This is a genomic window from Solirhodobacter sp. (genome assembly GCF_964715405.1).
This window is the reverse complement of sequence record NZ_CBAICG010000026.1, coordinates 20,833-44,865: the sequence shown is the minus strand read 5'-3', so window position 1 is coordinate 44,865 and position 24,033 is coordinate 20,833. Positions and strand designations below refer to the sequence as shown.

23 protein-coding genes are annotated in these 24,033 nt (G+C 68.0%); 11 read left to right on the top strand and 12 right to left on the bottom strand.

The window, feature by feature from the left end; genetic code table 11:
* Positions 1–70: 70 nt before the first annotated feature.
* The 3 genes from rpsO (at position 71) to pnp (ending at position 3,724) form a co-directional block, all read left to right on the top strand.
* A complete protein-coding gene (rpsO, locus tag AC11WY_RS12675) occupies positions 71–340 on the top strand; it encodes a 30S ribosomal protein S15 (RefSeq protein WP_482926006.1) in 270 nt (89 codons plus the stop codon).
* A gap of 183 nt (positions 341–523) precedes the next feature.
* Positions 524–1,408 (top strand): DMT family transporter, encoded by an 885-nt coding sequence (locus tag AC11WY_RS12670; RefSeq protein ID WP_482926004.1) that lies wholly within the window; start codon positions 524–526, stop codon positions 1,406–1,408.
* Positions 1,409–1,585: 177 nt separating this feature from the next.
* On the top strand, positions 1,586–3,724 hold the full coding sequence (gene pnp, locus AC11WY_RS12665; protein ID WP_482926002.1) for a polyribonucleotide nucleotidyltransferase: 2,139 nt from the start codon (positions 1,586–1,588) through the stop codon (positions 3,722–3,724).
* Between the two features lie 95 nt (positions 3,725–3,819).
* Here the strand turns inward: pnp and AC11WY_RS12660 are convergent, their stop codons facing one another.
* Positions 3,820–4,470, bottom strand: coding sequence for a peroxiredoxin (locus AC11WY_RS12660; protein WP_482926000.1), 651 nt, complete (start codon positions 4,468–4,470; stop codon positions 3,820–3,822).
* Between the two features lie 142 nt (positions 4,471–4,612).
* Between AC11WY_RS12660 and AC11WY_RS12655 the strand changes: the two genes are divergently transcribed.
* Entirely contained in the window at positions 4,613–6,052 is a 1,440-nt protein-coding gene (locus tag AC11WY_RS12655; RefSeq protein WP_482925998.1) for an aldehyde dehydrogenase family protein, read from the top strand.
* A 10-nt stretch (positions 6,053–6,062) separates the two neighbouring features.
* Here AC11WY_RS12655 and AC11WY_RS12650 read toward each other — a convergent pair whose 3' ends face one another.
* Entirely contained in the window at positions 6,063–7,217 is a 1,155-nt protein-coding gene (locus AC11WY_RS12650; protein ID WP_482925996.1) for an exo-alpha-sialidase, read from the bottom strand.
* Positions 7,218–7,395: 178 nt separating this feature from the next.
* Here AC11WY_RS12650 and AC11WY_RS12645 point away from each other — a divergent pair, with 178 nt between their 5' ends.
* The gene (locus AC11WY_RS12645; RefSeq protein WP_482925995.1) at positions 7,396–9,372 is read left to right on the top strand and encodes an oxidoreductase; all 1,977 of its coding nucleotides are present in this window, start codon (positions 7,396–7,398) and stop codon (positions 9,370–9,372) included.
* Positions 9,373–9,473: 101 nt separating this feature from the next.
* Here the strand turns inward: AC11WY_RS12645 and AC11WY_RS12640 are convergent, their stop codons facing one another.
* Genes AC11WY_RS12640 through AC11WY_RS12630 form a run of 3 tightly spaced genes read right to left on the bottom strand, consistent with a single transcriptional unit; the run spans position 9,474 to position 11,688 of the window.
* On the bottom strand, positions 9,474–10,121 hold the full coding sequence (locus AC11WY_RS12640) for a pseudouridine synthase (RefSeq protein WP_482925993.1): 648 nt from the start codon (positions 10,119–10,121) through the stop codon (positions 9,474–9,476).
* A 38-nt stretch (positions 10,122–10,159) separates the two neighbouring features.
* Complete coding sequence (locus tag AC11WY_RS12635; RefSeq protein WP_482926020.1) at positions 10,160–11,056, bottom strand: homocysteine S-methyltransferase family protein; 897 nt, start codon at positions 11,054–11,056, stop codon at positions 10,160–10,162.
* Between the two features lie 8 nt (positions 11,057–11,064).
* Complete coding sequence (locus tag AC11WY_RS12630; RefSeq protein WP_482925991.1) at positions 11,065–11,688, bottom strand: LysE family translocator; 624 nt, start codon at positions 11,686–11,688, stop codon at positions 11,065–11,067.
* Positions 11,689–11,770: 82 nt separating this feature from the next.
* Here AC11WY_RS12630 and AC11WY_RS12625 point away from each other — a divergent pair, with 82 nt between their 5' ends.
* Positions 11,771–12,196 (top strand): VOC family protein, encoded by a 426-nt coding sequence (locus AC11WY_RS12625; RefSeq protein ID WP_482925989.1) that lies wholly within the window; start codon positions 11,771–11,773, stop codon positions 12,194–12,196.
* Between the two features lies 1 nt (position 12,197).
* Here the strand turns inward: AC11WY_RS12625 and AC11WY_RS12620 are convergent, their stop codons facing one another.
* From AC11WY_RS12620 to AC11WY_RS12610, 3 genes are all read right to left on the bottom strand, one after another.
* Positions 12,198–12,965, bottom strand: a complete 768-nt coding sequence (locus AC11WY_RS12620; RefSeq protein ID WP_482925987.1) for a GFA family protein — start codon at positions 12,963–12,965, stop codon at positions 12,198–12,200.
* Between the two features lie 123 nt (positions 12,966–13,088).
* Entirely contained in the window at positions 13,089–13,544 is a 456-nt protein-coding gene (locus AC11WY_RS12615; RefSeq protein ID WP_482925985.1) for a GAF domain-containing protein, read from the bottom strand.
* 102 nt (positions 13,545–13,646) lie between these two features.
* Positions 13,647–14,825, bottom strand: a complete 1,179-nt coding sequence (locus tag AC11WY_RS12610; protein ID WP_482925983.1) for an acetyl-CoA C-acyltransferase — start codon at positions 14,823–14,825, stop codon at positions 13,647–13,649.
* Positions 14,826–14,914: 89 nt separating this feature from the next.
* Here AC11WY_RS12610 and AC11WY_RS12605 point away from each other — a divergent pair, with 89 nt between their 5' ends.
* The 3 genes from AC11WY_RS12605 to AC11WY_RS12595 all read left to right on the top strand — a co-directional run bounded on the left by AC11WY_RS12605 (position 14,915) and on the right by AC11WY_RS12595 (position 17,510).
* The gene (locus tag AC11WY_RS12605) at positions 14,915–15,262 is read left to right on the top strand and encodes an STAS domain-containing protein (RefSeq protein WP_482925981.1); all 348 of its coding nucleotides are present in this window, start codon (positions 14,915–14,917) and stop codon (positions 15,260–15,262) included.
* On the top strand, positions 15,252–15,716 hold the full coding sequence (locus AC11WY_RS12600) for an ATP-binding protein (protein WP_482925979.1): 465 nt from the start codon (positions 15,252–15,254) through the stop codon (positions 15,714–15,716). The genes AC11WY_RS12605 and AC11WY_RS12600 overlap by 11 nt, the downstream gene beginning before the upstream one ends.
* Positions 15,717–15,929: 213 nt before the next feature.
* Entirely contained in the window at positions 15,930–17,510 is a 1,581-nt protein-coding gene (locus tag AC11WY_RS12595; RefSeq protein WP_482925977.1) for a gamma-glutamyltransferase family protein, read from the top strand.
* Between the two features lie 46 nt (positions 17,511–17,556).
* On the opposite strand, the gene hspQ is transcribed toward AC11WY_RS12595, so the two are convergent.
* Positions 17,557–17,883: a heat shock protein HspQ gene (hspQ, locus tag AC11WY_RS12590; RefSeq protein ID WP_482925975.1), complete on the bottom strand. Its 327-nt coding sequence runs from the start codon at positions 17,881–17,883 to the stop codon at positions 17,557–17,559.
* A 228-nt stretch (positions 17,884–18,111) separates the two neighbouring features.
* On the opposite strand from hspQ, the gene AC11WY_RS12585 reads away from it, so the two are divergent.
* Complete coding sequence (locus tag AC11WY_RS12585; protein WP_482925973.1) at positions 18,112–18,693, top strand: transglycosylase SLT domain-containing protein; 582 nt, start codon at positions 18,112–18,114, stop codon at positions 18,691–18,693.
* Positions 18,694–18,779: 86 nt separating this feature from the next.
* On the opposite strand, the gene AC11WY_RS12580 is transcribed toward AC11WY_RS12585, so the two are convergent.
* Entirely contained in the window at positions 18,780–19,421 is a 642-nt protein-coding gene (locus AC11WY_RS12580) for a LolA family protein (protein WP_482925971.1), read from the bottom strand.
* Between the two features lie 88 nt (positions 19,422–19,509).
* On the opposite strand from AC11WY_RS12580, the gene AC11WY_RS12575 reads away from it, so the two are divergent.
* Positions 19,510–19,824 (top strand): Pepco domain-containing protein, encoded by a 315-nt coding sequence (locus AC11WY_RS12575; RefSeq protein ID WP_482925969.1) that lies wholly within the window; start codon positions 19,510–19,512, stop codon positions 19,822–19,824.
* Between the two features lie 3 nt (positions 19,825–19,827).
* On the opposite strand, the gene AC11WY_RS12570 is transcribed toward AC11WY_RS12575, so the two are convergent.
* Together AC11WY_RS12570 and AC11WY_RS12565 are read right to left on the bottom strand one after the other, a co-directional pair.
* Positions 19,828–22,788, bottom strand: coding sequence for a DNA translocase FtsK (locus AC11WY_RS12570; protein ID WP_482925967.1), 2,961 nt, complete (start codon positions 22,786–22,788; stop codon positions 19,828–19,830).
* A gap of 14 nt (positions 22,789–22,802) precedes the next feature.
* A complete protein-coding gene (locus tag AC11WY_RS12565) occupies positions 22,803–23,984 on the bottom strand; it encodes an aminotransferase class I/II-fold pyridoxal phosphate-dependent enzyme (RefSeq protein WP_482925965.1) in 1,182 nt (393 codons plus the stop codon).
* Positions 23,985–24,033 lie beyond the last annotated feature (49 nt).

Here is a 24,033-nt window from a genome sequence, read left to right as displayed (position 1 = left end):
GGATACTCCACGGGCCCTGCTGGACGACATCCCGGCCTGCGCCATAACCCCCATCCGAAAGGAGACCCCGATGTCGATCACGGTCGAAGAGAAAACCCGGCTGATCAAGGACTACGCGATCAAGGAAGGCGACACCGGTTCGCCCGAGGTTCAGGTTGCGATCCTGTCCTCGCGGATCGCGACGCTTACCGAACACTTCAAGATGCACCGCAAGGACAACCATTCCCGTCGCGGTCTTCTGATGATGGTGGCGCTGCGCCGCAAGCTGCTGGACTACCTCAAGGCAAAAGACGAAGCGCGCTACAACACGCTCATCGAGCGTCTGGGCCTGCGCCGCTAAGGCTACCGCTACGGCAATTGACGCCCGTGCCGCATGGCGCGGGCGTTTTGCATTTGCGTCGTCATTGCTGCGACAAGGGTCGCCCCCGACCCTGCATACCGAATTCGCGCCCCTCATTCTTGGCCGATGGAAACCGCGCCCACCCAGCAGCCTCCAACCCTCCCGACCGATGTCCCTGGGCGGTTGCGCGCTTCGCCCCTGCTGTTCCCGCTGCTGTCCGTGGTGCTGGTGATCGCGTGGAGTTCCGGCTTCGTCGGCACCCGTTTCGCCACCGATGGCGCGCCGGTTGCCGCCGTGCTGTTCTGGCGCAGCCTGGTGTCTGGCCTGCTGCTTCTGCCCTTCGCCCTGGCCTTCGGGCCGAGGATCACCCGCCGCGCACTGGCCGAGCAGGGCCTGTTCGGCTTCCTCGGGATGTTCCTCTACCTCGGCGGCTTTGCGCTTGCGATCGGGGCCCGGGTGCCAACGGGTCTCGTGGCGCTGATGGCCGATCTGGTGCCGCTGGCCATCGCGGCGCTGTCGTTGCCGATTCTGGGCCAGCGCCTGAGCGGGCGACAGTGGCTCGGCACGGCCATTGGCCTGGCGGGCGTGCTGATTGTGTCGGCTGATGCGCTGACATTCGGCAGCGCGCCCGCCCTTGCCTATGTCTTGCCGATCCTCGGAATGATCTCCTTCGCGCTATCGACCGTTCTGCAAAAGCGGATGCGGGCCAGCGGCCTTGCCATCCATCAGCGGCTTGGCCTGCAATGCCTCTGGGCCGCGGTGTTCTTCGCGCCCTTCGCCGCCTTCTCCGGCGGGTTGTTGCCGCCGATGACCCTGCGCTTCGCCTTCGGCATCGGCTGGCTGGTGGTTCTGGCCACCTTCGGCGCGTGGAGCGTCTATTACTTCTGCCTGCGCTGGTATGCCCCGGCTCGGGTGTCGAGCGTGATCTACCTGAGCCCGCCCGTCACCATGCTTTGGGCCCGGGCCCTGTTCGGCGATCCGCTGACGATGGCCATGGCGCTGGGGCTGGTGGTCACGCTTTTCGGCGTCTATCTCGCCGTCTCGGTGCCGGACCCGACGCAGGACTGACACGCAACCCCGGAATGCCGCCACTTCCCAACCCCCTCGTTTTCCTGTAAGGCGCGCCCCATCTGCGACGTGAGGCCCGATCCCCCCGGGCACATGCGAAGGATCAGGGGGCGGCGGCAATGGGGCCGCCATAGGATAAGGGCACCCGGAGGGCCGGGCGACCCTTGAGGAAACGACATGTTCAACGTTACACGAAAATCGATCCAGTGGGGCGGCGAGACGCTGACACTGGAAACCGGCAAGGTCGCCCGTCAGGCCGATGGCTCGGTCATCGCCACGCTGGGCGAGACCTCCGTCATGGCCAACGTCACCTTCGCCAAGGAGGCGAAGACGGGGCAGGACTTCTTCCCGCTGACCGTCCACTACCAGGAAAAATACTACGCCGCGGGCAAGGTGCCCGGCGGCTTCTTCAAGCGCGAGGCGCGGCCGTCCGAAAAGGAAACGCTGACCTCGCGCTTGATCGACCGGCCCTGCCGCCCGCTGTTCGTCGATGGTTTCAAGAACGAAGTGCTGGTGATGGCGACCGTGCTGAGCCATGACCTTGTCAACGAGCCCGACATCGTCGCGCTGATCGCCGCCTCGGCCGCGCTGACGCTTTCGGGTGTGCCGTTCCGCGGCCCGATCGGCGCCGCGCGCGTCGGCTTCTCGAACGGCGAATACGTCCTCAACCCGCAGGTTGATGACATGCAGAACCTGCGCAACAACCCCGACCAGCGCCTCGACCTTGTCGTCGCCGGCACCAAAGACGCCGTGATGATGGTGGAATCGGAAGCCTACGAGCTGTCCGAAGCCGAGATGCTGGGCGCCGTGAAGTTCGGCCATGCCGCAATGCAGCCGGTGATCGACATGATCATCGACCTTGCCGAAGCGGCAGCCAAAGAGCCCTTCGACTATTCGGCACCGGACTACTCGGCGCTTTATGCCAAGGTGAAGGCGGCCGGCGAGGCGAAGATGCGCGCAGCCTTTGGCTTGCGCGACAAACAGGAACGCCAGAACGCCATTTCCGCCGCCCGTGACACCGTGAAAGCGGCGCTGTCGGCCGACGATCTGGCCGACACGAACCTCGGTTCGGCGTTCAAGAAGCTGGAAAGCGCGATCCTGCGCGGCGACATCATCAACGGCGGGGCCCGCATCGACGGGCGCGACAACAAGACCGTGCGCCCGATCGTGTCGGAAGTCGGCATCCTGCCGCGCACCCACGGTTCGGCGCTGTTCACCCGTGGCGAAACCCAGGCGCTGGTCGTGACCACGCTGGGCACCGGCGAGGATGAGCAGATCATCGACGCCCTGCACGGCAACTCGCGCTCCAACTTCCTGCTGCACTACAACTTCCCGCCCTACTCGGTCGGCGAAGTCGGCCGCGTGTCGGGGCCGGGCCGTCGCGAAATCGGCCACGGCAAGCTGGCCTGGCGTGCGCTGCAGGCGGTTCTGCCCGCGCCGACCGACTTCCCCTACACGATCCGCGTCGTCTCCGAGATCACGGAATCGAACGGCTCGTCGTCGATGGCGTCGGTCTGCGGTGGTTCGCTGTCGATGATGGACGCGGGCGTGCCGCTGAAAGCGCCGGTCGCCGGTGTCGCGATGGGTCTGATCCTGGAAGACGATGGCCGCTGGGCCGTGCTGACCGACATCCTCGGCGACGAGGATCACCTCGGCGACATGGACTTCAAGGTGGCGGGCACCTCGAACGGCATCACCTCGCTGCAGATGGACATCAAGGTCGCGGGCATCACGCCCGAGATCATGGAGCAGGCCCTGGCGCAAGCGCGTGACGGCCGGATGCACATCCTGGGCGAGATGGCAAATGCGCTGACCGCGGGCCGGACCGAGTTCTCGGCCCACGCGCCGCGGATCGAGACGATGCAGATCCCGACCGACAAGATCCGGGAAGTGATCGGCTCGGGCGGCAAGGTGATCCGCGAGATCGTCGAGGTTTCGGGCGCCAAGGTCGACATCAACGACGACGGCATCATCAAGATCGCCTCGGCCAACGCCGACTCGATCAAGAAGGCCTACGACATGATCTGGTCGATCGTGGCGGAACCCGAGGAAGGCCGCATCTACACCGGCAAGGTGGTGAAGCTGGTCGATTTCGGCGCCTTCGTGAACTTCTTCGGCAAGCGCGACGGTCTGGTGCACGTCAGCCAGATTTCCGCCAAGCGGCTCAACCACCCGAACGAGCTCTTGAAGGAAGGCCAGGAAGTGAAGGTCAAGCTGCTCGGCTTTGACGAGCGCGGCAAGGTCCGGCTCGGCATGAAGATGGTCGACCAGGACACCGGCGCCGAGATCGTCGAGAAGAAGACCGAAGAGGCGTGAGCCTTCCAACCCCGTAATGACGAAGGCCCCGGCGAAAGCCGGGGCCTTTGGATTTCCGGCCACCGGTGGAGCCGGGTCTTGACCGGAGCGCCTTACTACGGCGCCGCGGCGAAGCGCAGGTAGGGCAGTTTGATGTCCAGGTCGCCGAACTTCGCCTTTGCCTGCGCGTCGTTCAGACTCATCGACACGATGACGTCCTGCCCCGGCACCCAGTTGGCGGGGGTGGCGACCGGCACGCCGTCGGTGATCCGCACGGCATCGAGGGCGCGCAGGATTTCGGCGAAGTTGCGCCCGACCGACATCGGATAGGCCATTGTCAGGCGGATCTTCTTGTCCGGCCCGATGATGAACACCGTGCGCACCGTGGCAGAATGGGCGGGCGTGCGGCCGTCGGGCAGGTAGGCATCGGCGGGCAGCATGTCATAGGCCTTGGCGACCGCCAGCGAGGTGTCGTCGATGATCGGAAAGTCGGCCGGGGCGCCGGCGAAGGCCTCGATGTCGCGCTTCCATTTCTGGTGGTCCGCGACACTGTCCACCGAAATGCCCATCACCTTGGTGTTGCGCTTCTTGAATTCGGGCACAAGCTGGGCCACTGCCCCGAATTCGGTGGTGCAGACCGGTGTGAAATCCTTCGGGTGGCTGAACAGGATGGCGTAGCCCTCGCCGATCCAGTCGTGCAGCGTGATCGGCCCGTTGGTCGAGTTGGCGGTGAAGTTCGGAGCGGTGTCGTTGATGCGCAGGCCCATCGGAATCCCCTGGTTTGCGAAGTGACGGTTGCGCGAATGACATAGTCGGCGCCGCGCCGGAATGCGACCCCCGATGTCGGGCCCGCGCCTTGCCGCCGGAGGTCGACGGTGCCAAGGTATGGCCCGACCGATGGAGGCGAGCATGACGCGCAAACGTGAATTTTACATCAACGGCGCCTGGGTTGCCCCGGCCGTCGCCCATGATTTCCCGGTCATCGACCCCTCGACCGAGGAGCATTGTGCGACGATCTCGCTCGGCAGCGCCGCCGATGCCGATGTCGCCGTCGCCGCCGCCAAGGCCGCCTTCCCCGGCTGGTCGCAGACCCCGCCCGCGGCACGGCTGGCCTGTGTCGAGAGGATCCTCGCCGTCTACGAACGCCGCGCCGAAGACATGAGCCGCGCGATCAGCCTTGAGATGGGTGCCCCGATCGATATGGCGCGCCGGTCGCAGACCACATCCGGCACCTGGCACATCCAGAATTTCATCACCGCGTTCAAGGCGATGGAGTTCATTCGCCCGCTCGGCCCCCATGCCCCGAACGACCGCATCGCGCTGGAACCGATCGGCGTGGTCGGCCTGATCACGCCGTGGAACTGGCCGATGAACCAGGTCACGCTGAAGGCGATTCCGGCGCTGCTGGCGGGCTGCACGATGGTGCTCAAACCCTCGGAAATCGCGCCGCTGTCGTCGCTCGTCTTCGCCGAGATCGTGGATGAGGCGGGCGTGCCGCCGGGTGTCTTCAACCTCGTCAATGGCGACGGGATGGGCGTCGGCAGCCGCCTGTCCACCCATCCGGATGTCGAGATGATCAGCTTCACCGGCTCCACCCGCGCCGGGATCGCGATCTCGAAAGCCGCCGCAGACAGCCTGAAACGGGTGTGTCTGGAACTGGGCGGCAAGGGCGCCAACCTTGTCTTCGCCGATGCCGACGCCAAGGCGGTCGAACGGGGGGTGAAGCACTGCTTCAACAACTCCGGCCAAAGCTGCAACGCCCCAACGCGGATGCTGGTGGAACGCCCGATCTATGATCAGGCGGTCGAGATTGCACGGCAGGTGGCCGAGGCGACGAAGGTGGCCTCGGCACACGAGGCGGGCGGGCACGTCGGCCCGGTCGTCAGCCAGATGCAGTATGACAAGATCCAGGGCATGATCGAAACTGGCATCGCCGAGGGCGCGCGTCTGGTTGCCGGGGGCCTTGGCCGCCCGGACGGCCTGAACCGCGGCTATTTCGTGCGCCCCACCGTCTTTGCCGACGTGGTGCCCGGCATGACCATCGAGCGCGAGGAAATCTTCGGACCGGTGCTGTCGATGATCCCCTTCGACACCGAGGACGAGGCGGTGCGGATCGCCAACGACACGCCCTACGGCCTGTCCAATTACGTTCAGTCTCAGGACGGCGCCCGGCGCAACCGGCTGGCGCGGCAACTGCGCGCGGGCATGGTCGAGATGAACGGCCAATCCCGCGGCGCGGGCTCGCCCTTCGGCGGCGTGAAATCTTCGGGCCGTGCGCGAGAAGGCGGCCACTGGGGCATCGAGGAGTTCCTGGAGGTCAAGGCGATCTCTGGCTGGGCGGCGGAATAACACCGCCCGCTTACGCGCGCTGAAGCACCTCGACGCTCAGCACCGTCGGCAGGTGGCGGGCGATCTCGGCCCAGTGATCGCCCTCGTCCGCGCTGGCGAAGACTGACCCGCTGTTGGTGCCGAAATAGACCCCGGCGGGCGTCGCCCGATCCGTCGCCATCGCCTGCCGCAGCACGGTGAAGAAACAGTTCTGCCCCGGCAGGCCCGCCCGCATCGCCGCCCAGCTTTCCCCGCCATCGCGCGACCGCCAGACGGCCGCCGAGGCCTCGGGCGGATAGCGCCCGGCCATGTCGCCGTTCAGCGGAAGCACCCAGAGCGTCTGTGGGTCGCGCGGATGCACGGCGATCGGGAACCCGAAATCCGAGGGCAGACCCACGGTGATGCCGTCCCAACTGCGGCCACCATCGGGGCTGCGGAACACGCCGTGGTGGTTTTGCTGATACATCAGGTCGCCGGGCGCCCACACCATGTTGTGCACGCAATGCCCGACCTCATGGTCGGGGTCGGATCCGGCATGGGCGTGCGCGCAGTCCGGGCCCGCGTTCGACAAGCGGTTCCGCCGCTCCCAGGTTGCCCCACCGTCTTCCGACGCGAAGACCCCCGCCGCCGAGATGCCGACCCACAGCTTTTCCGGCGCCCCGGGGTCCGCCAGAATGGTGTGCAGCACGAGCCCTGCCCCGCCCGGTTGCCACTCCGGGGCCGAGGGGTGATCGCTCAGCCCATCGACCCGCGCCCAGTTCTCGCCCCGATCCGTACTGGCGTAAAGCGCCGCCGGCTTGGCCCCGGCCAGCAGGGTTCCGCCCGCCATCCCCAGCGACCAGAGCGCGTCGATCTTGCCGGTGAAGGCGGCGGGAGGCGACGGTTCCCGGCCGATGCGCGCCGCGAACCCCGGATCGGCCGTCATCCAGGCGTCGAACTTGCCGTTGGCGAGCTTCGACTGCGACCAGGTTTCGCCGCCGTCCTGCGACCGCCAGACCCCGGCGCCGGTCCATTCTCCGCCCCCGGCGGCCCAGATCGTGCCGGTGGCGGGATCGCCGATGACATGGTTGATCGACCATCCGTCACAGAACGGGCCGCGCAGATGCCAGTCGCGTCGCTCGGCATCAGAGGCCAGCACAAACACTCCCTTCGTCGTGCCCAGCAGCACCAAGACCGCTTCACCCATGCGCGCCTCCCTGTTCCCGCTGCGGCAATCGTAGCACGGCACGCGATTTGCGGCATCCCCACCCACCCGCCACCTGCCCGCATCGGAAAACGACATCGCCGCCCCGCGCAATGTCGCGCCCGCTTCTTTGCGCGGCCCTGCCCCAGGTCGTAGCATCCGCCCAACCCCGGAGGATGCCATGACCGCCCACCCCCGCCTGATGTCGCCCCTCACCCTGCGCGGCCACAGCTTGCGCAACCGCATCGTCTTTGGCGCTCATACCGCCAACATGTCGGATGACGGGCTGCCCGGCCCCCGTTTCGGCGGCTACCTGCTGGAACGCGCGCTTGGCGGGGCGGCGATGATCGTGGCCGAACCGATGCCGGTCCACCGCACGGCGGTGCTGACGCGCGGCAACTTCCGACACTCCACCGACGCGGTGATCCCGCATTTCCGCACCGTCACCGAGCCGGTGAAAGAGGCGGGCGCGGTCGTCCTGCAACAACTCTACTCCGTTGGCCAGCACAGCGACGCCGACCTTTCCTTCGCGCCGGGTTGGGGCCCCTCCGGGATGCCGAGTTACCACGACAGCGACGGCAGCCACGCGATGACCGAGGCCGAGATTCAGGAGATCATCGCGGCCCACACCGCCGCCGCGCTGCGCTGCAAGGCGGGCGGTTTTCAGGGGGTGGAGGTCTGGGCCGCCTACCACTCGCTGCTGGATCAGTTCTGGACGCCCTGGAGCAACCGGCGCGACGACCGCTGGGGCGGATCGCTCGAAAACCGCACGCGCCTGAGCCGCACCATCATCGAGAACATCCGCCGCGCCTGCGGCGAGGATTTCGTCATCGGCCTTGCCATCTCCACCTCCGACGCCGACCCGGTCACGCTAAAGGGCGAGGCGCTGGCCGAGGTCGTGGCGCTGCACGATGCCACCGGTCACGTCGACTACGTCACCTGCGGCGCGGGCGGCTACCTCGACTTCGACCATCTGATCCCCACCTTCGTGCATGGCGAGAAGCTGACGGCGCCCTTCACCAAGGTGCTGAAAGGACTGCTGAAGCACGCCAGGGTCACCTCCGAGGCGCATATCCGCACCCCCGACAATGGCGAGGCGGTGATCGCCTCCGGCGAGGCCGATCTGGTTTCGATCGTGCGCGGCCAGATCGCCGACCCCCACCTGGCCGCCAAGACCGCGCAGGGCCGCGTCGAGGATGTGCGCGGCTGCATCTCCTGCAACCAGATGTGCTGGGGCCGCCGTTCCCGCGACTACTGGATTTCCTGCCTCGTCAATCCCTCGGCGGGACGCGAGTTCGAATGGGGCGGCGACCGCTTCACCCGCTCGGCCGCCCCCAAGCGCGTGCTGGTCGTCGGCGCCGGACCGGCGGGGCTGGAGGCCGCCCGCGTCGCCGCCGAGCGCGGCCATCAGGTGGAAATCGTCGAGGCGGCGCCACAGATCGGCGGCCAGTTCCGGTTGGCCGGCCTGCAGCCCCGCAGGGCCCAGATCATCGACCTGATGAACTGGTATGAACGCCAGTTCACAAAGCTTCAGGTGAAGCTGACGCTCAATGCCTACCTCGACGCCGACGACATCCGCACCCGCGCGCCCGAGGTGGTGATCCTTGCCACCGGCTCACTGCCGGACGAGGGCTTTTCGCAACGCGGACTGCCGCAATTGGACCGCCTGCCCGGCCTCGACCACGGCCGCGTCTTCTCGCCCGAAGAGGTGATGCGCCGCGAGGCGAGGATCGGCGAGACGGTGATCCTCTATGACGAGGGCAGCCATTGGCGCGGCAACGGCACCGCCTGGGCGCTGGCCGAACAGGGCAAGCGTGTGACCCTCGTCACCCCGGAAGCCTTTGTCGGCAAAGAGATCGCCCGCACCAACGCCGACCTGCCGCTGCGCCAGCGCCTTGCGCGCCTCGGGGTGCGGATGCTGACCGACCATCTGATCGCCGAATGGCACGGCGACGGCGCCACCGTCCGCAGCCTGCTCGACGGCCATGAAGAGCGCATCCCTGCCTCCGCCCTCGTCATGTCCACCACCAACCGCAGCTTTGACCCGCTCTCGGCCGCGCTCCCCGACCTCCACATCCGCCTGATCGGCGACGCCGCCGCCCCCCGGTTGGCCCCCTTCGCCTTCCATGAAGGGCGCAAGGTCGCCCTCGACCTCTGACTCCTGCGCATCTTCTTGGGCAAAATACTCCCGCCGGAGGCTCCTGTGGCCAAAGCCGGATGCCTTCGGCGGGGATATTCTCCGCCAAGATGAATGAGGGTTCAGAAAGGCGCCGGCACCGAGAAGGTCAGCCCCCGCCCGCCGTCGGGGTGATTGATCTTCAGGCTTTCGGCGTGCAGCATCAGGCGCGGGAAGTCGCGCGCGGGGCCGGTGGCGTAGAACGGGTCGCCAAGGATCGGGTGACCCAGCGCCAGCATGTGCACCCGCAACTGGTGGCTGCGCCCGGTCTTCGGCATCAGCCGCACCCGTGTCGTGCCGTCCTCGTGCCGCACCACGCGCCAGTCGGTTTGCGCCGGGCGGCCGGTTTCGTGGTTGACGTGCTGCAACGGGCGGTTTGGCCAGTCGACGGTCAGCGGCAGGTCCACGGTGCCGGTCTTCGGTTCCAGCAGCCCCCAGAGCCGGGCCATGTAGACCTTCTTCACCCGCCGCTCCTCGAATTCGAGGCTCAGGAACCGCTGCGCCGCCTTGGTCAGCGCATAGACGATCAACCCCGAAGTATCGCGGTCGAGCCGGTGCACCAGCAGCGCCGCGGGGTAGACCCGTTGAGCGCGGGTGATCAGGCAATCGGCCAGATGCGCGCCCTTGCCCGGCACCGACAGCAGCCCCGCGGGTTTGTTCAGCACCAGCAGGTGCTGATCGGCGTGGACGATGCGCAGGGGCTCGTCGGGCGGGGCGTAACTGTCGCTCATGCGCCCCGGCTATGCGCCCGCCCGCGCCCCGTCAAGCGTCAGACGATCCGATGTCCGGCCGCTTTCAGCGCCGCGGCCAGCGCGCGGATATGGGCGGGGCCGACCTCGCAGCAGCCGCCGACGATGGTGGCGCCCTGCCCGACCCAGCCCATCGCGAACCCGGCATAGCGGTCGGGCGTCAGATCGTGGCGCGCCGCCAGCGCGGCGACGGTGGGGCTGTCTTGCTTGAAGGCGTCCGAGATGTGGGTGAAGCCGTTGGCATAGGCGCCGAACGGCAGGCCGAACTGCGCCACCTCGGCCATCGCGTCGGCCATCGCCTCGGGCACGGAGCAGTTGCACAGGATCGCGGCGGGTTGGTAGCGCTCGATCAGCGGCGCGAGGTCGGCCAGCGGCTCGCCCGAGCGCAGGCGGGTGCCGTCGCGGTCATCGACCGTCACCGACAGCCAGACCGGCTTGCCGCCAGCCGCCGCGCCCGCCAGCGCACCTTCGGCCTGCATCACCGAGGACATCGTCTCGCACAGGAACAGATCGACGTGCGGGCCGATCAGCCGCGCGATCTCGGCGTATTTCGGCTGCGCCTCGGCCACCGGCGGGCAGGTTTCCGGCCGGTAGGTCGCGACCAGCGGGCCCAGCGAGCCGGCGATGCGCCCGCTGCCGTGAGCCGTGCGCGCCTCCTCGGCCTGCGTGATCGCCTTCATGTGCAGGGTCTCGAACAGGTGGTCGACGTCGAAGCGTTCCAGCCGGTCATGGTGAATCGCATAGGTGTTTGTCGTCGCCACCGTGGCCCCGGCAGCGAAGTAGTCGGCATGGATTTCGCGCACCACGTCGGGATGATCCAGCATCACCTGGGTCGCCCAAAGCGGCGTCGGTTCGTCACCGGTGCGGGCCAGAAGCTCTTGCCCCATGCCGCCGTCAAGCAGGGTTATGTCCATGATCTCTCTCCTCAATCCACAATCAGGCGCAGCGCCAGCGCGCCGAACATCACCGCCGCCACCCGGTTCAGCGCAGCCATCCGGCGGCCGAGCGCATGGCGCACATACCCCGCGACAACGCCGTAGCCCATCGTCACCAGCGTGCCGGTGAAGGCGAAGATGCCGCCCAGCAGAACGATCTGCTGCCAGATCGGACCCAGCGCCGGCTCGGTGAATTGCGGCAGGAAGGCCAGGATGAACAGCACCGGCTTGGGGTTCAGCGCATTCGACAGGAACCCGCGCCGGATCGCCGACCAGGCATGGCCCGCGCCGCGCCCCTCGGGCAGGGTGCCCTGTGCGCGCCAGCTTTGCCAGGCCAGAAACAGCAGATAGGCGGCGCCGATCCAGCGGATGGCGTCCAAGGCCCCCGGCCAAGCGGCGATGGCCGCCGAAACGCCCAGCGCCGCCAGCGTCACATGCCAGACCACGCCGAACCCGACGCCCAGCCCCGCCAGGGCCCCGATGCGCGGTCCGCCGCGAATGCCGCTGGCGGTAGCGAAAATCACATCCTGCCCCGGCGCGAAGTTCACCACCAGCCCGCCCGCGATGAAGGTCGCAAGGTGGCCGGGCGGGAAAGACAAAAGCAGGTGCAGCATCGGCGATATCCTCGCAGGGGTCGGCGCTATCTAGACGGCAGCCCGCGCCCCGGCGCAAGATGCGGCAAAGCGGGAGGGCAGGATGGACCTTGAAACGGTCGAGGCGGAGGCCTTCGGGCGGTCGATGACCGGGCTGACGATCAACCTTCTGGTCGCCGATGTCCGGCGTGAGGCGGCGTTCCTGCGCGAGGTACTCGGGCTCTCCATTCCCCGCCTCGACGCCGATTTCGCCATCGTGCGCTATGGCATGCTGGTGTTCCTGTTGCACTCGGACGCGAGCTACGGCGCCCACCCGCTGCCCTCGCTGCTGCCCGAAGCGGGCCCGCGCGGCGGCGGGATCGAGTTGCGGCTGCACGAAACCGATCCCGACACGGCGGCCGCGCGGGCGGCCGCGTTCGACGGCGCCACCCTGCTGTCGCCGCCCGTCGACAAGACCGCGCACGGGCTGCGCGAGGCGGTGATCCTGTCGCCCTCGGGCTATGCCTGGGTGCCAAGTCGGCGGCTTTAGCTCAGGCGTCCGGCGACTGCGGCAACCCGTCGTCAAGCGTGTAGTAATCGCCTTTGAAGGCGGCGAAGATGTGGGAGGTCAGCCGCCCGCCGGTGGGCGCGTCCAGGCATCCGGCCTCGACCGAGAAGGCCCCATCGGCGGCACGGAACCACAGGCTCGACCCGCAATCGCCGCAGAACCCGCGGGTGCCGCCGCCGGGGATGGTGTAGGTCGCCAAAGGGGTGCTGGCCTGCCAGACCACGTCGGCCTCGCCCACGTCGACCGAGGCGGCGTAGTGGCCCGAGGTCTTGCGGCATTGCGTGCAGTGGCAGGCGGTGACCTCGCCCACCGGCACCGGCAGGGTGAAGCGGCAGGCGCCGCAGAGGCAGGCGGCGGAGGTGCGGCCTTCGGCACTGGCCATCGGGGGCGGCGGCCCTTCGGGAGCGTAGTAGTCACCAGCGTCCGTCACGAAGATATGGCGCACCAGACGCAATCCGGTTGGCGCATCAAGACAGCCGGGGGCGAAGGCGACGCGGTCTTCGCCCTCGGGCACCCAGAAGAGGCTCGCGCCGCAGACGCGGCAGAACCCCCGTTCAGCCCGGCCCGATGAGCGGTACCAGGCCAACCCGTCCTGCCTGGTCAGCCTCACATCAGCCTTTGCGGCAGAGGAGGCCGCCCAGACGTGGCCGCTCCACCGCCGACACTGGCCGCAATGGCAGGCCCAGACATCGCGCGCCGGGCCGCTGACGGCGAACGCGACCGACCCGCAGTGACATGATCCGTGCAACATCCGCCCTCTCTCCGATCACGTCCATACCGTGAAAGGTGGGCGCTGGCGCAAGGGTGGCCCAACCCGCACCGCCCCGATCGCCGCGCCCCGACCGGACGGCGACGCGGAGCGACATCCTGCAACTCAGACCGCGTGCAGAAAGGCCCGCGCAAGGATGGCAGCCAGTTCGCGCGCATCGTCGTCGGTAAAGGCGGCGGGGCGGTCGCTGTCGATATCGAAGACGCCGATCAGCGCGCCCCTGCCGTTGCGGACCGGCAGCACGATCTCGGACCGGGTGGACGAGGCGCAGGCGATATGGCCGGGGAAGGCATCGACATCGGGCACAAGCTGCACCTGCCCGGTGCGCGCCGCCGCGCCGCAGACGCCGCGCGAAAACGGGATGACCAGGCAGCCGTGACCGCCCTGATAAGGGCCGATCTTCAACAATTCCGGCGCGACGACGCGGTAGAACCCGGTCCAGTCGAAGCGGTCGGAGGCGTGGTGCACCTCGCAGGCGACGGTGGCCATCAGGGCAACGGGGTCGGTCTCGCCCGCGGTCAGGGTGGCGATGCGGGCGGCGAGGGCGCGGTAGTCGGTCATCGGGCGGCTTTCGCGGAGCGGAGAGAGGGGGCTCTCTGCCCCCTCTTGGCCTGCGGCCAATTCACCCCCGAGGATATTTTGACCAGTGTGAATGAGCAAGGGTCAGGGGCGCTCGATGGCGATGGCGGTGCCCTCGCCGCCACCGATGCAGATCGCGGCGACGCCGCGTTTGAGGCCGCGCGCCTCGAGCGCGTGCAGCAGCGTCACGATGATCCGCGCGCCCGAGGCGCCGATCGGGTGGCCCAGCGCGCAGGCCCCGCCGTTCACGTTCATCTGCGCGCGCGGCACGCCCAGGATGCGCATGAAGGCCATCGGCACCACGGCGAAAGCTTCGTTCACCTCCCAGAGGTCGACGTCGCTCACGCTCCAGCCGAGCCGGGCGAGGAGCTTGCGCGCGGCGGGGATCGGCGCCGTCGGGAAATCGGCGGGGGCCTGGGCGTGGCTGGCGTGGCCGAGGATGCGGGCGCGGATCGGCAGATTCTCAGCTTCGGCGAGGCTGGCTGCCGCGAGCACGAGGGCGGCGGCGCCATCGGAGATCGACGAGGAGTTGGCCGCGGTGACGGTGCCGCCGGGCCGGAACGCGGGCTTCAGCGTCGGGATCTTCTCCGGGCGCGCGTTCAGGGGCTGCTCGTCCAGCGCCACCTCGATCGCGCCACCGCGGCCCGTCACGGTGACCGGCGCGATCTCGGCCGCGAAGGCCCCGGAGGTCTGGGCCTCGTGCGCGAAGGTCAGCGACGACAGCGCGTAGGCATCCTGATCGTCGCGGCTGAACTGGAAGGCGGCCGCGCAATCCTCGGCGAAGGTGCCCATCAGGCGGCCCTTGTCATAGGCATCCTCCAGCCCGTCGAGGAACATGTGGTCCATCGCCTGGGCATGGCCGAGCCGGGCACCGCCGCGCATCTTGGGCAACAGGTAGGGCGCGTTCGTCATGCTTTCCATCCCGCCCGCGACGACGATCCCGGCCGCGCCGAGCGCGATCTGGTCGAAGCCGATCATCGCGGCCTTCATGCCCGAGCCGCACATCTTGTTCAGCGTGGTCGCGGGAACCGTCTGCGGCAGCCCGGCGCGAAACCCGGCCTGCCGGGCGGGCGCCTGACCCTGACCCGCGGCCAGGACGCAGCCCATCAGCAGTTCCTCGACCCGGTCGGGCGCCACGCCCGCGCGCGCCAGTGCCGCCGCGATGGCCGCGCCACCCAGTGCGGGGGCGTCCGCACCGGACAGCGTGCCCTGGAAACTGCCCATCGGCGTGCGCGCCGAACCGATTATCGCCACCGCGTCCATCGCGCCCTCCCGGAATGCCTGTTCCCTGCATACCGAATGGTAAGGAATGCCGTCTAGGGTCGCCTTCACGATCGTAGACGGAGGACGGCATGGAAATGCGGACGGAACGGCATGGCGGGGCCCTGCTGGTACATGTGGTGGATGCCCGGATCGACGCCGCCGTGGCGATCCGGTTCAAGGACGCGATGCGGGACGTCATCATGGAACCGTCTGACCGGGTGATCCTCGATCTGTCGCGGGTGACATTCCTCGATTCGAGCGGGCTCGGCGCCGTGGTGGCGGTGATGAAGATGCTGCCGCAGGACCGGCCGCTGGAGCTTGCCGGCCTGACGTCGGCGGTGGAAAAGGTCTTCCGCCTGACACGGATGGACCGGGTCTTCACGATCCACCCCGACGCACCGACGGCCGTCGACCCGGGAAGGCTCCATGCCCTGTGACCTGCTGGCAGCGCCGGATCGCGGCGACCTTCGACTGGTCTTCGACAGCGACCCCTTCGCGGTGCGGCGCGCCCTGGCCGCGCTGACCCTGGGTCTGGCGCCGCATCTGACGACCCCCGAGGACCGGAACACGGTCGAGATCGTGCTGGCGGAAGTGCTCAACAACATCGTCGAACATGCCTATTGCGCGGGCTCCGGCCGGATCGAACTGTGTATCCGGCCGACGGCAGAGGGGCTCGTATGCGCGATCTCGGATGACGGCCTGCCGATGCCGGGCGGCGCGCTGCCCGAGGGGCGGCTGCGCGTCACGGCGAATGCCGACGCGCAGGCCGAGGGCGGATATGGCTGGCACCTGATCCGGACGCTTTCGCAAGACCTGTGCTACCGGCGCGAGCGGGGGCGGAACTGCCTCAGCTTTCAGTTGATGCGGACCCAATTGGCGCCCCACCAATGAATCGTCGCGGTTCCGGCAACATTGCCTTGAAAATGCCCCGGCTCCTGCAAATCACCGCCGCACGGGACTGCCAGACAGGCGCTGTAGCCGCACAGGCTTCCCTCGGCGCCGCAGTAAACAGCCCCCACCCAGTTTGCGGCGCCGAGGTCCACTGCCCCCACTTGGAAATCCCCGAGCGCCCGCCTAGGCTCCCCGCAGCACGGGAGAACAGACATGCGCGATTTTCAACGGCCAGGCCGGTCAGCCGTCTTCGCCCTGAACGGCATGGCCGCGACCTCGCATCCGCTTGCCAGCCGGACGGCGATCGACATCCTTCAAGCGGGCGGCAACGCGGTCGATGCCGCCATCGGCGCCGCCGTGCTGCTTGGAATTTGCGAGCCGATGATGACCGGGATCGGCGGCGACTGCTTCGTGCTGCTGAAACCGGCGGGGGAAGAACGCATCGTCGCGCTGAACGGCTCGGGCCGGGCGCCCAGGGCGCTGTCGGCGGCCGAGTTGCGCGGCCGCGGGCTGGCGGCGGTTCCGCTCGACACGGCGGAGGCGGCCAACGTTCCGGGCGCCATCGACGCTTTCTGCCGCCTGTCGGCCGACTGGGGGCGGCTTGGCCTTGCCGCAAGCCTCGCCCCGGCGATCCGCGCGGCCGACGAGGGCGTGCCGGTGGCGCCGCGCACGGCGTTCGACTGGGGGCAATATGCCGGGTCGTTGCAGGGGGTGGCGCGTGAGTTCTACCTTCACGACGGCAAGGCGCCGACGCCCGGTCAGGTGTTCCGCGCGCCTGGTCAGGCCGAGGTGCTGCGCCGCATCGCGAAAGAGGGTCGCGCCGGGTTCTATGAGGGCGAGGTTGCCGAGGATATGGTGCGCTCGCTGAATGCGCTGGGCGGGGTTCACACGCTCGACGATTTCGCGGCCACGGCCTGCGACTACACCGACCCGATCGGCGGCGCCTACAACGGCGTGGAACTGGTCGAGCATCCGCCAAACGGCCAGGGTGCGACCGCGATCCTGATGCTGAACATCCTCAGCCACTTCGATCTGGCGGCGCTCGCCCCGTTCGGCGCCGCCCGCGCGCATCTGGAGGCCGAGGCGGCAAAGCTCGCCTACGATGCCCGCAACCGGTTCATCGCCGACCCCGATCACACCACCCGGCTTGACCATCTGCTGGCGCCCGAGACGGCCGCGCAGCTTGCCGCGCTGATCGACCCCAGGCGCGCGATGACCCGCCCCGCGAACCTCAGCGAGGCGGTGCATCGCGAAACCGTCTATCTGACCGTGGTCGACCGTGACCGCATGGCGGTGTCGCTGATCTACTCGGTCTACTACGCGTTCGGCTGCGGCCTCGCCTCGTCGACGTTCGGCATCAACTTCCAGAACCGCGGCGCGGGCTTCACGCTGGCCGAGGGGCACCCGAACGAGGCCGGTGGCGGCAAGCGCCCGATGCACACGATCATCCCCGCGATGCTGCGCCGCGATGGCAGGGTCGAGATGCCCTTCGGCGTGATGGGCGGCGCCTATCAGCCCAACGGCCATGTGCGCGTGGTGACCAACCTCGTCACCTACGGAATGGACCTGCAGGACGCGCTCGACGCCCCGCGCAGCTTTTCGGGGCCCGAGGGGATGGAGGTTGAACATGGTTACCCCGACAGCGTGCGGGCCGAACTGGCGGCGATGGGGCATGACGTGTGCGACCCCGACGGGCCGATCGGCGGCGCGCAGGCGATCCGGATCAATGCCGGAACGGGTGTGCTGGAAGGCGCGTCGGACCCGCGCAAGGACGGCTGCGCGCTGGGATATTGAACACACCCCGGCCCCCGCAGGCAACCGCCGGGCGCCGTCCTGAGGGTCAGTTCATCTGGAACTGCAGCGGATAGCGGCCGTCTTGGAAATCGCCGAACAGGTCGGGCAGATCGGGGTGATCGACCGGCTCGCCGGTCTCGTCGGGCACCAGGTTCTGCTCGGACACATAAGCCACATAGTAGCTTTGGTCGTTCTCGGCCAGCAGGTGATAGAACGGCTGGTTCTTCGAGGGGCGGCTGTCTTCGGGGATCGCCTGATACCAGTCCTCGGTGTTCGAGAACATGGCGTCGACGTCGAACACCACCCCCCGAAACGGGTGTTTGCGGTGACGCAGCACCTGCCCGATGTGATATTTCGCCTGCGCGGTCTGCATCGTGTCGTCCCCCACACATGTTTACTAATCCCGCCGGGCGGCGCTTGTCCATCCGCCTGCATCGAAAAAGCCGGAGGGGATTGTGGTCCATTGCCCGACAGTTGGGCCCATGCGCCGGGCCGGTTGCCGTGACAAAACGTCGTTAATTTCGCAACGCTTGCACCCGGGGCATTTCCTCGCGCGGGGTTTTCCCGTATCCTCTCTGCAAAACAAGAGCATGTGAGGCAGATGAGCAGGTTTCTTCGCGCAGCGTTGCTGCTGCTGATACTCGCATCCTGCGGGGAGAACTATTCTCCCCCCCGCAATCTCGACGATGCCTGCGCCATCGTGCGCGAGCGGCCGAGCTATCTGCGCGCCATGCGCACTGCCGAACGCCGCTGGGGGGTGCCGATCTATGTGCAGATGGCGACGATCCACCAGGAATCGAAATTCGTCGGCAACGCCCGCACACCCTACCGTTTCGCCCTCGGCGTGATCCCGATGGGGCGCGCGTCGTCGGCGCTTGGCTACGCGCAGGTGCTGGATTCGACCTGGGAAGACTACAAGCGCGAGACCGGCAACTCTGGTGCCAACCGCAAGGACATCCGCGACGCCACCGACTTCATGGGCTGGTACATGGACAAGGCAACCCGCTCTGCGGGCATCCCCAAGACCGACGCGCGCGACCAGTATCTTGCCTATCACGACGGCATCGCCGGCTACCAGTCGCGCTCCTATGCCAGCAAAAGCTGGCTGATCGCGGTCTCGGCCAAGGTGCAGGCGCGCTCGGACACCTACGCCCGGCAGTTGCAGTCCTGCGGCATCCGCTAAAGCAAATTGCGTTTATCGTGAATCAGAATTCGCCCCAGAACCTAGGCGAATCCTGATGTCGTCGTGGCAGATAAACGCAATTCGCTTTAACGCCCGTCGCGCCGCGCGGCCTCGGCCGCCATGTCGAAAAGGGAATCTCCCATCACGCCCCCGGTTGTCAGCTTCGACAGGGTGACGGTGGTCTGCCCGCCCGTGTCGTCGGTCACCACCCATTGCCGCAAGGCGACGGGATTGGCGCTGAAGACCAGCGCGATGGTGCCGTATTCCGGGTGGTCGGGGTCTTCCGCCACCACGACCGTGCTTTCCCCCATGGCGTGATGCGACACCACCATGCGCGCCCGCGACAGGTCGATGTTGCGCGCCAGGATCAGGTTCAGCGGCGTGCGGCCCAGCGGATACTGGGCCGGCGGCGTGTTCGACTTCGGATCGAACACCCCGACCGAGTCCGAGCTTGCAATCACCAGGCTGCGATCCGGCGGATCATACTCAAAGCGCGCGCGGCCCGGCCGGTGGATGTAAAGATGCCCGGTAGACACCGAGCCATCGGCGTTCTGCTGGCTGAACGTCGCCTCGGCGGTGGTCAGGCTGTTGAGATAGGCTGACAGATCGGCAAGCGGAATCTCCTGCGCGCTTCCGGCTGCGGGCAGCAGGATCAGCGTCACGGCGGCGAGAAGGGATCGGATGCGGGTCATGGCTTCGATGTAATCGCGTGCGGTCCGGGATGCCATCCCCCCGCGACATCTCGCCCGATCATAAGACGGCGATCCGCCTGCGGTTGTGCTATCCTGTGCCTGCCCCGACACCCGGAGACTCGCCATGCCCGACAGTTTCACGCTTTACGTTCACGATGCCCCCATCTCCCGCGCCACCACCCTCGACGAGCTTGCGCCGCCCGACATGATGCGCCTTGGCGGGCCGGTGAGGGCGGTTTCCGGTCAGGCCTTTCTCGACAGTTGGGCCGGCGTCAAGCAGGCGATCGACGCCATCCTGACGGACAGCAAGGCCGACGACGACAAGGGCCTGCGGCTGTCCGAGATCGACGTGGGCCTGACCGTTTCGGGCTCGGGCCACGTCATTTTCGCCGACGCCAAGGCCGAGGCGAGCCTGACGCTGAAGTGGACGCGCGGTTAGGCGTTACTGCTCGGGCACCAGAATCTCGCGCTTGCCGACGTGGTTCGCGGTGGTGACCAACCCGTGCTCTTCCATCTGCTCGACCAGCTTGGCGGCCTTGTTGTAGCCGATGCCAAGCTTGCGCTGGATGTAGGAGGTGGAGCACTTGCGGTCTTTCAGCACCACCGCCACCGCCTGATCGTAAAGCGCATCGTCGCCCTCGCCGACGCTGAGGCCCAGCACCTGGTCGATGTCGTCGGCCTTGTCATCCTCGATGCCTTCGACCACCCCCGACATGTATTCCGGCGGGCCATAGGATTTGAGGTGGTTGACGATCTCCTCGACCTCTTCGTCGCTGACGAAGGGGCCGTGGATGCGGGTGATCTTGGCACCGCCCGCCATGTAGAGCATGTCGCCCATGCCCAGCAGTTGCTCGGCCCCCTGCTCGCCCAGAATGGTGCGGCTGTCGATCTTGCTGGTCACCTGGAACGAAATCCGGGTCGGGAAGTTCGCCTTGATCGTGCCGGTGATGACATCGACCGAAGGCCGCTGCGTCGCCATGATCAGGTGAATGCCGCTCGCCCGCGCCATCTGCGCCAGGCGCTGGATGCAGGCCTCGATCTCTTTGCCCGCCACCATCATCAGGTCGGCCATCTCGTCCACGACGACGACGATGTAGGGGATCGTCTTGGGCTCGAATTCCTCGGTCTCGAACACCGGGTCGCCGGTTTCGTCGTCAAACCCGGTCTGGATCGTGCGGCGGAACATCTCGTTCTTGGCCAGCGCCTCGCGGACGCGGCCGTTGTAGCCCTCGATGTTGCGCACGCCCAGCTTGGACATCTTGCGATAGCGTTCCTCCATCTCGCCCACCACCCACTTGAGCGCGACGACCGCCTTCTTGGGGTCGGTCACGACGGGGGAAAGCAGGTGCGGGATGCCGTCGTAGACGCTCAGTTCCAGCATCTTCGGGTCGATCATGATCAACCGGCATTCCTCCGGCGACAGCTTGTACAAGAGCGACAGGATCATCGTGTTGATCGCGACCGACTTGCCGGAACCCGTGGTGCCCGCGATCAGCAGGTGGGGCATCTTGGCCAGGTTGGCGATCACGGGTTCCCCCGCGATGTCCTTGCCAAGGGCCAGCGGCAACCGCATGTTGCTGTCGCCGAAGTCGCGCGCCGAGAGGATCTCGCGCAGCACGACCTTTTCGCGGATGGCGTTCGGCAGTTCGATGCCGATGACGCTGCGGCCCGGCACGGTCGAGACGCGCGCCGACAGCGCCGACATGCTGCGGGCGATGTCGTCGGCCAGCCCGATCACGCGGCTGGCCTTCAATCCCGGTGCGGGTTCGAGTTCATATTGCGTGACAACCGGACCGGGGCGGACCGACACGATCTCGCCCTTCACGCCGTAATCGTCCAGCACGGATTCCAGCATCCGCGCGTTCTCCTCCAGCGCGTCTTCCGCCAGATGGTGGCGCTGAATGACGACCGGATTGGTCAGAAGCCCCAGGGGTGGGGTCTGGTAGGCGGCGGCGAGATCTTCGAACAGCAGCCGGGGCTGCGCTTCGGATTGCGCCTGACGCGACGGCGGCGCGGGCTTGCGCGCCACCGGCTGCACCACGCGGCGCACCTCGGGGGCCTGCGGCACAAGGCGCGGCGCCTCGGCCAGCGCGATCGGCGGTTCCTCGGCATCCAGCCGGTCGAACCCGTCGGCATCTTCCTCGGGCATCTCGATGAACGGAGCGGACGAGGTGACCGCGGGTTGCGGCGGCAGCGGCATCGACAGCGGTTTGCGACCGGCCACCGGCGGCTCGGCCCGGCCCAGCGGGGCGGGCTGCAACGGCAGCGCCGGACGGACATCGGCCACCAGCGGTTTGGGACCACGGAACCGCGGTTTCAACTCGTCGCGCGATGGCGCCTGCACCGGCGGTTCCGCCCGCGAGCGGGCGTTGATCGCATGGGCGATGCGGGCCCGGATGCGGTCTTCGCTCGGCCCCTCGCCAAAGTCGCCGTCCGGGAACGGCTGCTCGACCAGTTCCGGCTCGGGCTCGGCCGCGCGCTTGACCAGCGCGGGCATCCGGCTCAGGAACGACCCGCGCGGCGCGGCGGCCGGGGCGGGCGGCGCGGCAACCGGCAGGCGCGGCGCCTCCCAGTGGGTCTGGCTGGCGGCGGCGGCGCGCAGGGTCGCGCCACGGGCCGACAACGGGGCGGGCGTCAGCCCCTCGGTTTCCTCGGGCATCGTGGCGCGGCGGGCGCGCTGGCGTTCCTGCACGCGTTGCGCCGCTTTCAGCGACCCTGCCGCGCCGACCTGCGCCACGTGGACCGTGCCGGCCGCGCCGCGTTGCGCAAGGCGCAGCAGCATGTCGTAGCTGCGGATCGTGCCGATCAGCAGGAAGCGCCCCGCCAACCGCAACTCGGCCATGTCGCAGCCCAGCACGAACAGCATCAGCGAGAGGAAGGCGAGCCCGGTCGCCAGCGACAGGAACTTCAGCGCGAAGGCCACGCCGAACGGAACCATGCCCACCAGCGTGCCCAGCACGGTGTCGCCGAACAGCCCGCCCAGCCCGAAGGCATGGCCCCAGTCGCCCGAAGGAGTGTGCGTCGAGGCAAAGATCGACCCCATCGCGATGGCGATCGGCGCGAAGATCATCCGGTTCATCACCCGGTCCTCGCCACGGTGGCCGACCAGCCGCGCGCCCCAGGCCAGGAACGTCAGCGGCAGCCCCCAGGCGCCCAGCCCGGCGATCACGATCAGCGGCGAGGCGATGGTCGCCCCGATCCGGCCCAGCAGGTTCTGCACCGGGGCATGCGTCTCGGCCATCCAGCCCGGATCGCCTGGCGCATAGGATCCCAGCACGACCGCCGCGATCAGCCCGGCCGCGATCAGCGCGAGGCCAAGCAGTTCCTTGCCGCGCCGTTCCAGCACCGCCTGCATGTTCTGGTCCAGAAGCGGATCGCGTTGCCTGATCTGATACGAAGCCATGCCTGTTCTCGCCCTCACCGATAAAGACAGTCGCGGAGCCGGATCAGCCCGCGCTGCATTTCTTGTTTTGGAGCCACCATCGCGACGCGAATGTAGCCCTTGCCCGGATTGTCACCCTTGACCGCGCGGCTGAGATAGGCGCCGGGCAGAACCCGCACCCCGGTCTCTTGCCACAGCCGCAGCGCCGCCGCCTCGCCATCCTCGACCGGCAGCCAGAGGAAGAACCCGCCCGCCGGGCCCTTGAAGCCCTGCAGGCCCGCGAAGACCTCGTCGGCGATGCGGAACTTCTCCTGATAGAGCGCGCGGTTTTCCACCACATGCGCCTCGTCGGCCCAGGCGCGCTCGGCCACCCGCTGCAACGGCAGCGGCAGCGGCGCGCCGGCATAGTTGCGCAACTGCTTGATCCGGGCCAGACCCTGCGGCCCGCCCGCGACAAAGCCCGACCGCAGCCCCGGCAGGTTCGACCGCTTCGACAGCGAGTGGAAGACGAACACCCGTTCCGGGTCGGCGCCGATCTCGGCGGCAACCTGCAACGCCCCCACCGGCGCGGTGTCGCGGTAGATCTCGGAATAGCACTCGTCGGCGAAGATCACGAAATCATGCGCCTCGGCCAGCGCGATCAGCGCGGCCAGATAATCGCGCGAGGCCACCGCCCCCTGCGGGTTCGACGGTGAACAGAGGTAGGCGACCGCCACCCGGTTCAGCACCTCGGCGGGCAGGCTGGCGTAATCGGGCAGGAACCCGGTGGCGGCGGTGGCGGGCACATAGACCGGCTCTGCATCCACCGCGAGCGCCGCGACCGCGTAGACCTGATAGAACGGGTTCGGTGTCAGCACCACCGGGCGGCGGCCCTGCTTGGCCTCGGGGCAGATCGCGATCAGCGCGTTGAACAGCCCTTCCCGCGTGCCGTTCAGCGCCATGATCTGGCGCGCGGGATCAAGCGTGGCGCCATAACGGCGGTGCAGCCAGCCCGCGATGTTGCTCAGCAGTTCCGGCGTGCCGTCGTTCGGCGGATACTTCCCGAAGCCGCCCAGATTCGCCGCCAGCACCTCGCCGACGAACCCCGGTGCGGGGTGTTGCGGCTCGCCGATGGTCATCGAAATCGCCTCGCCGCCGGGGGCGTGCGAGTCGAGCAATCCGCGCAGGCGCGGAAATGCGTATTCTGGCAGGTCCGAGAACCGTTCGGGGAAATTCATCTGCTGCCTCAATTTCGGGGTCATATCGCCCCGATTGCCTGCAACGATA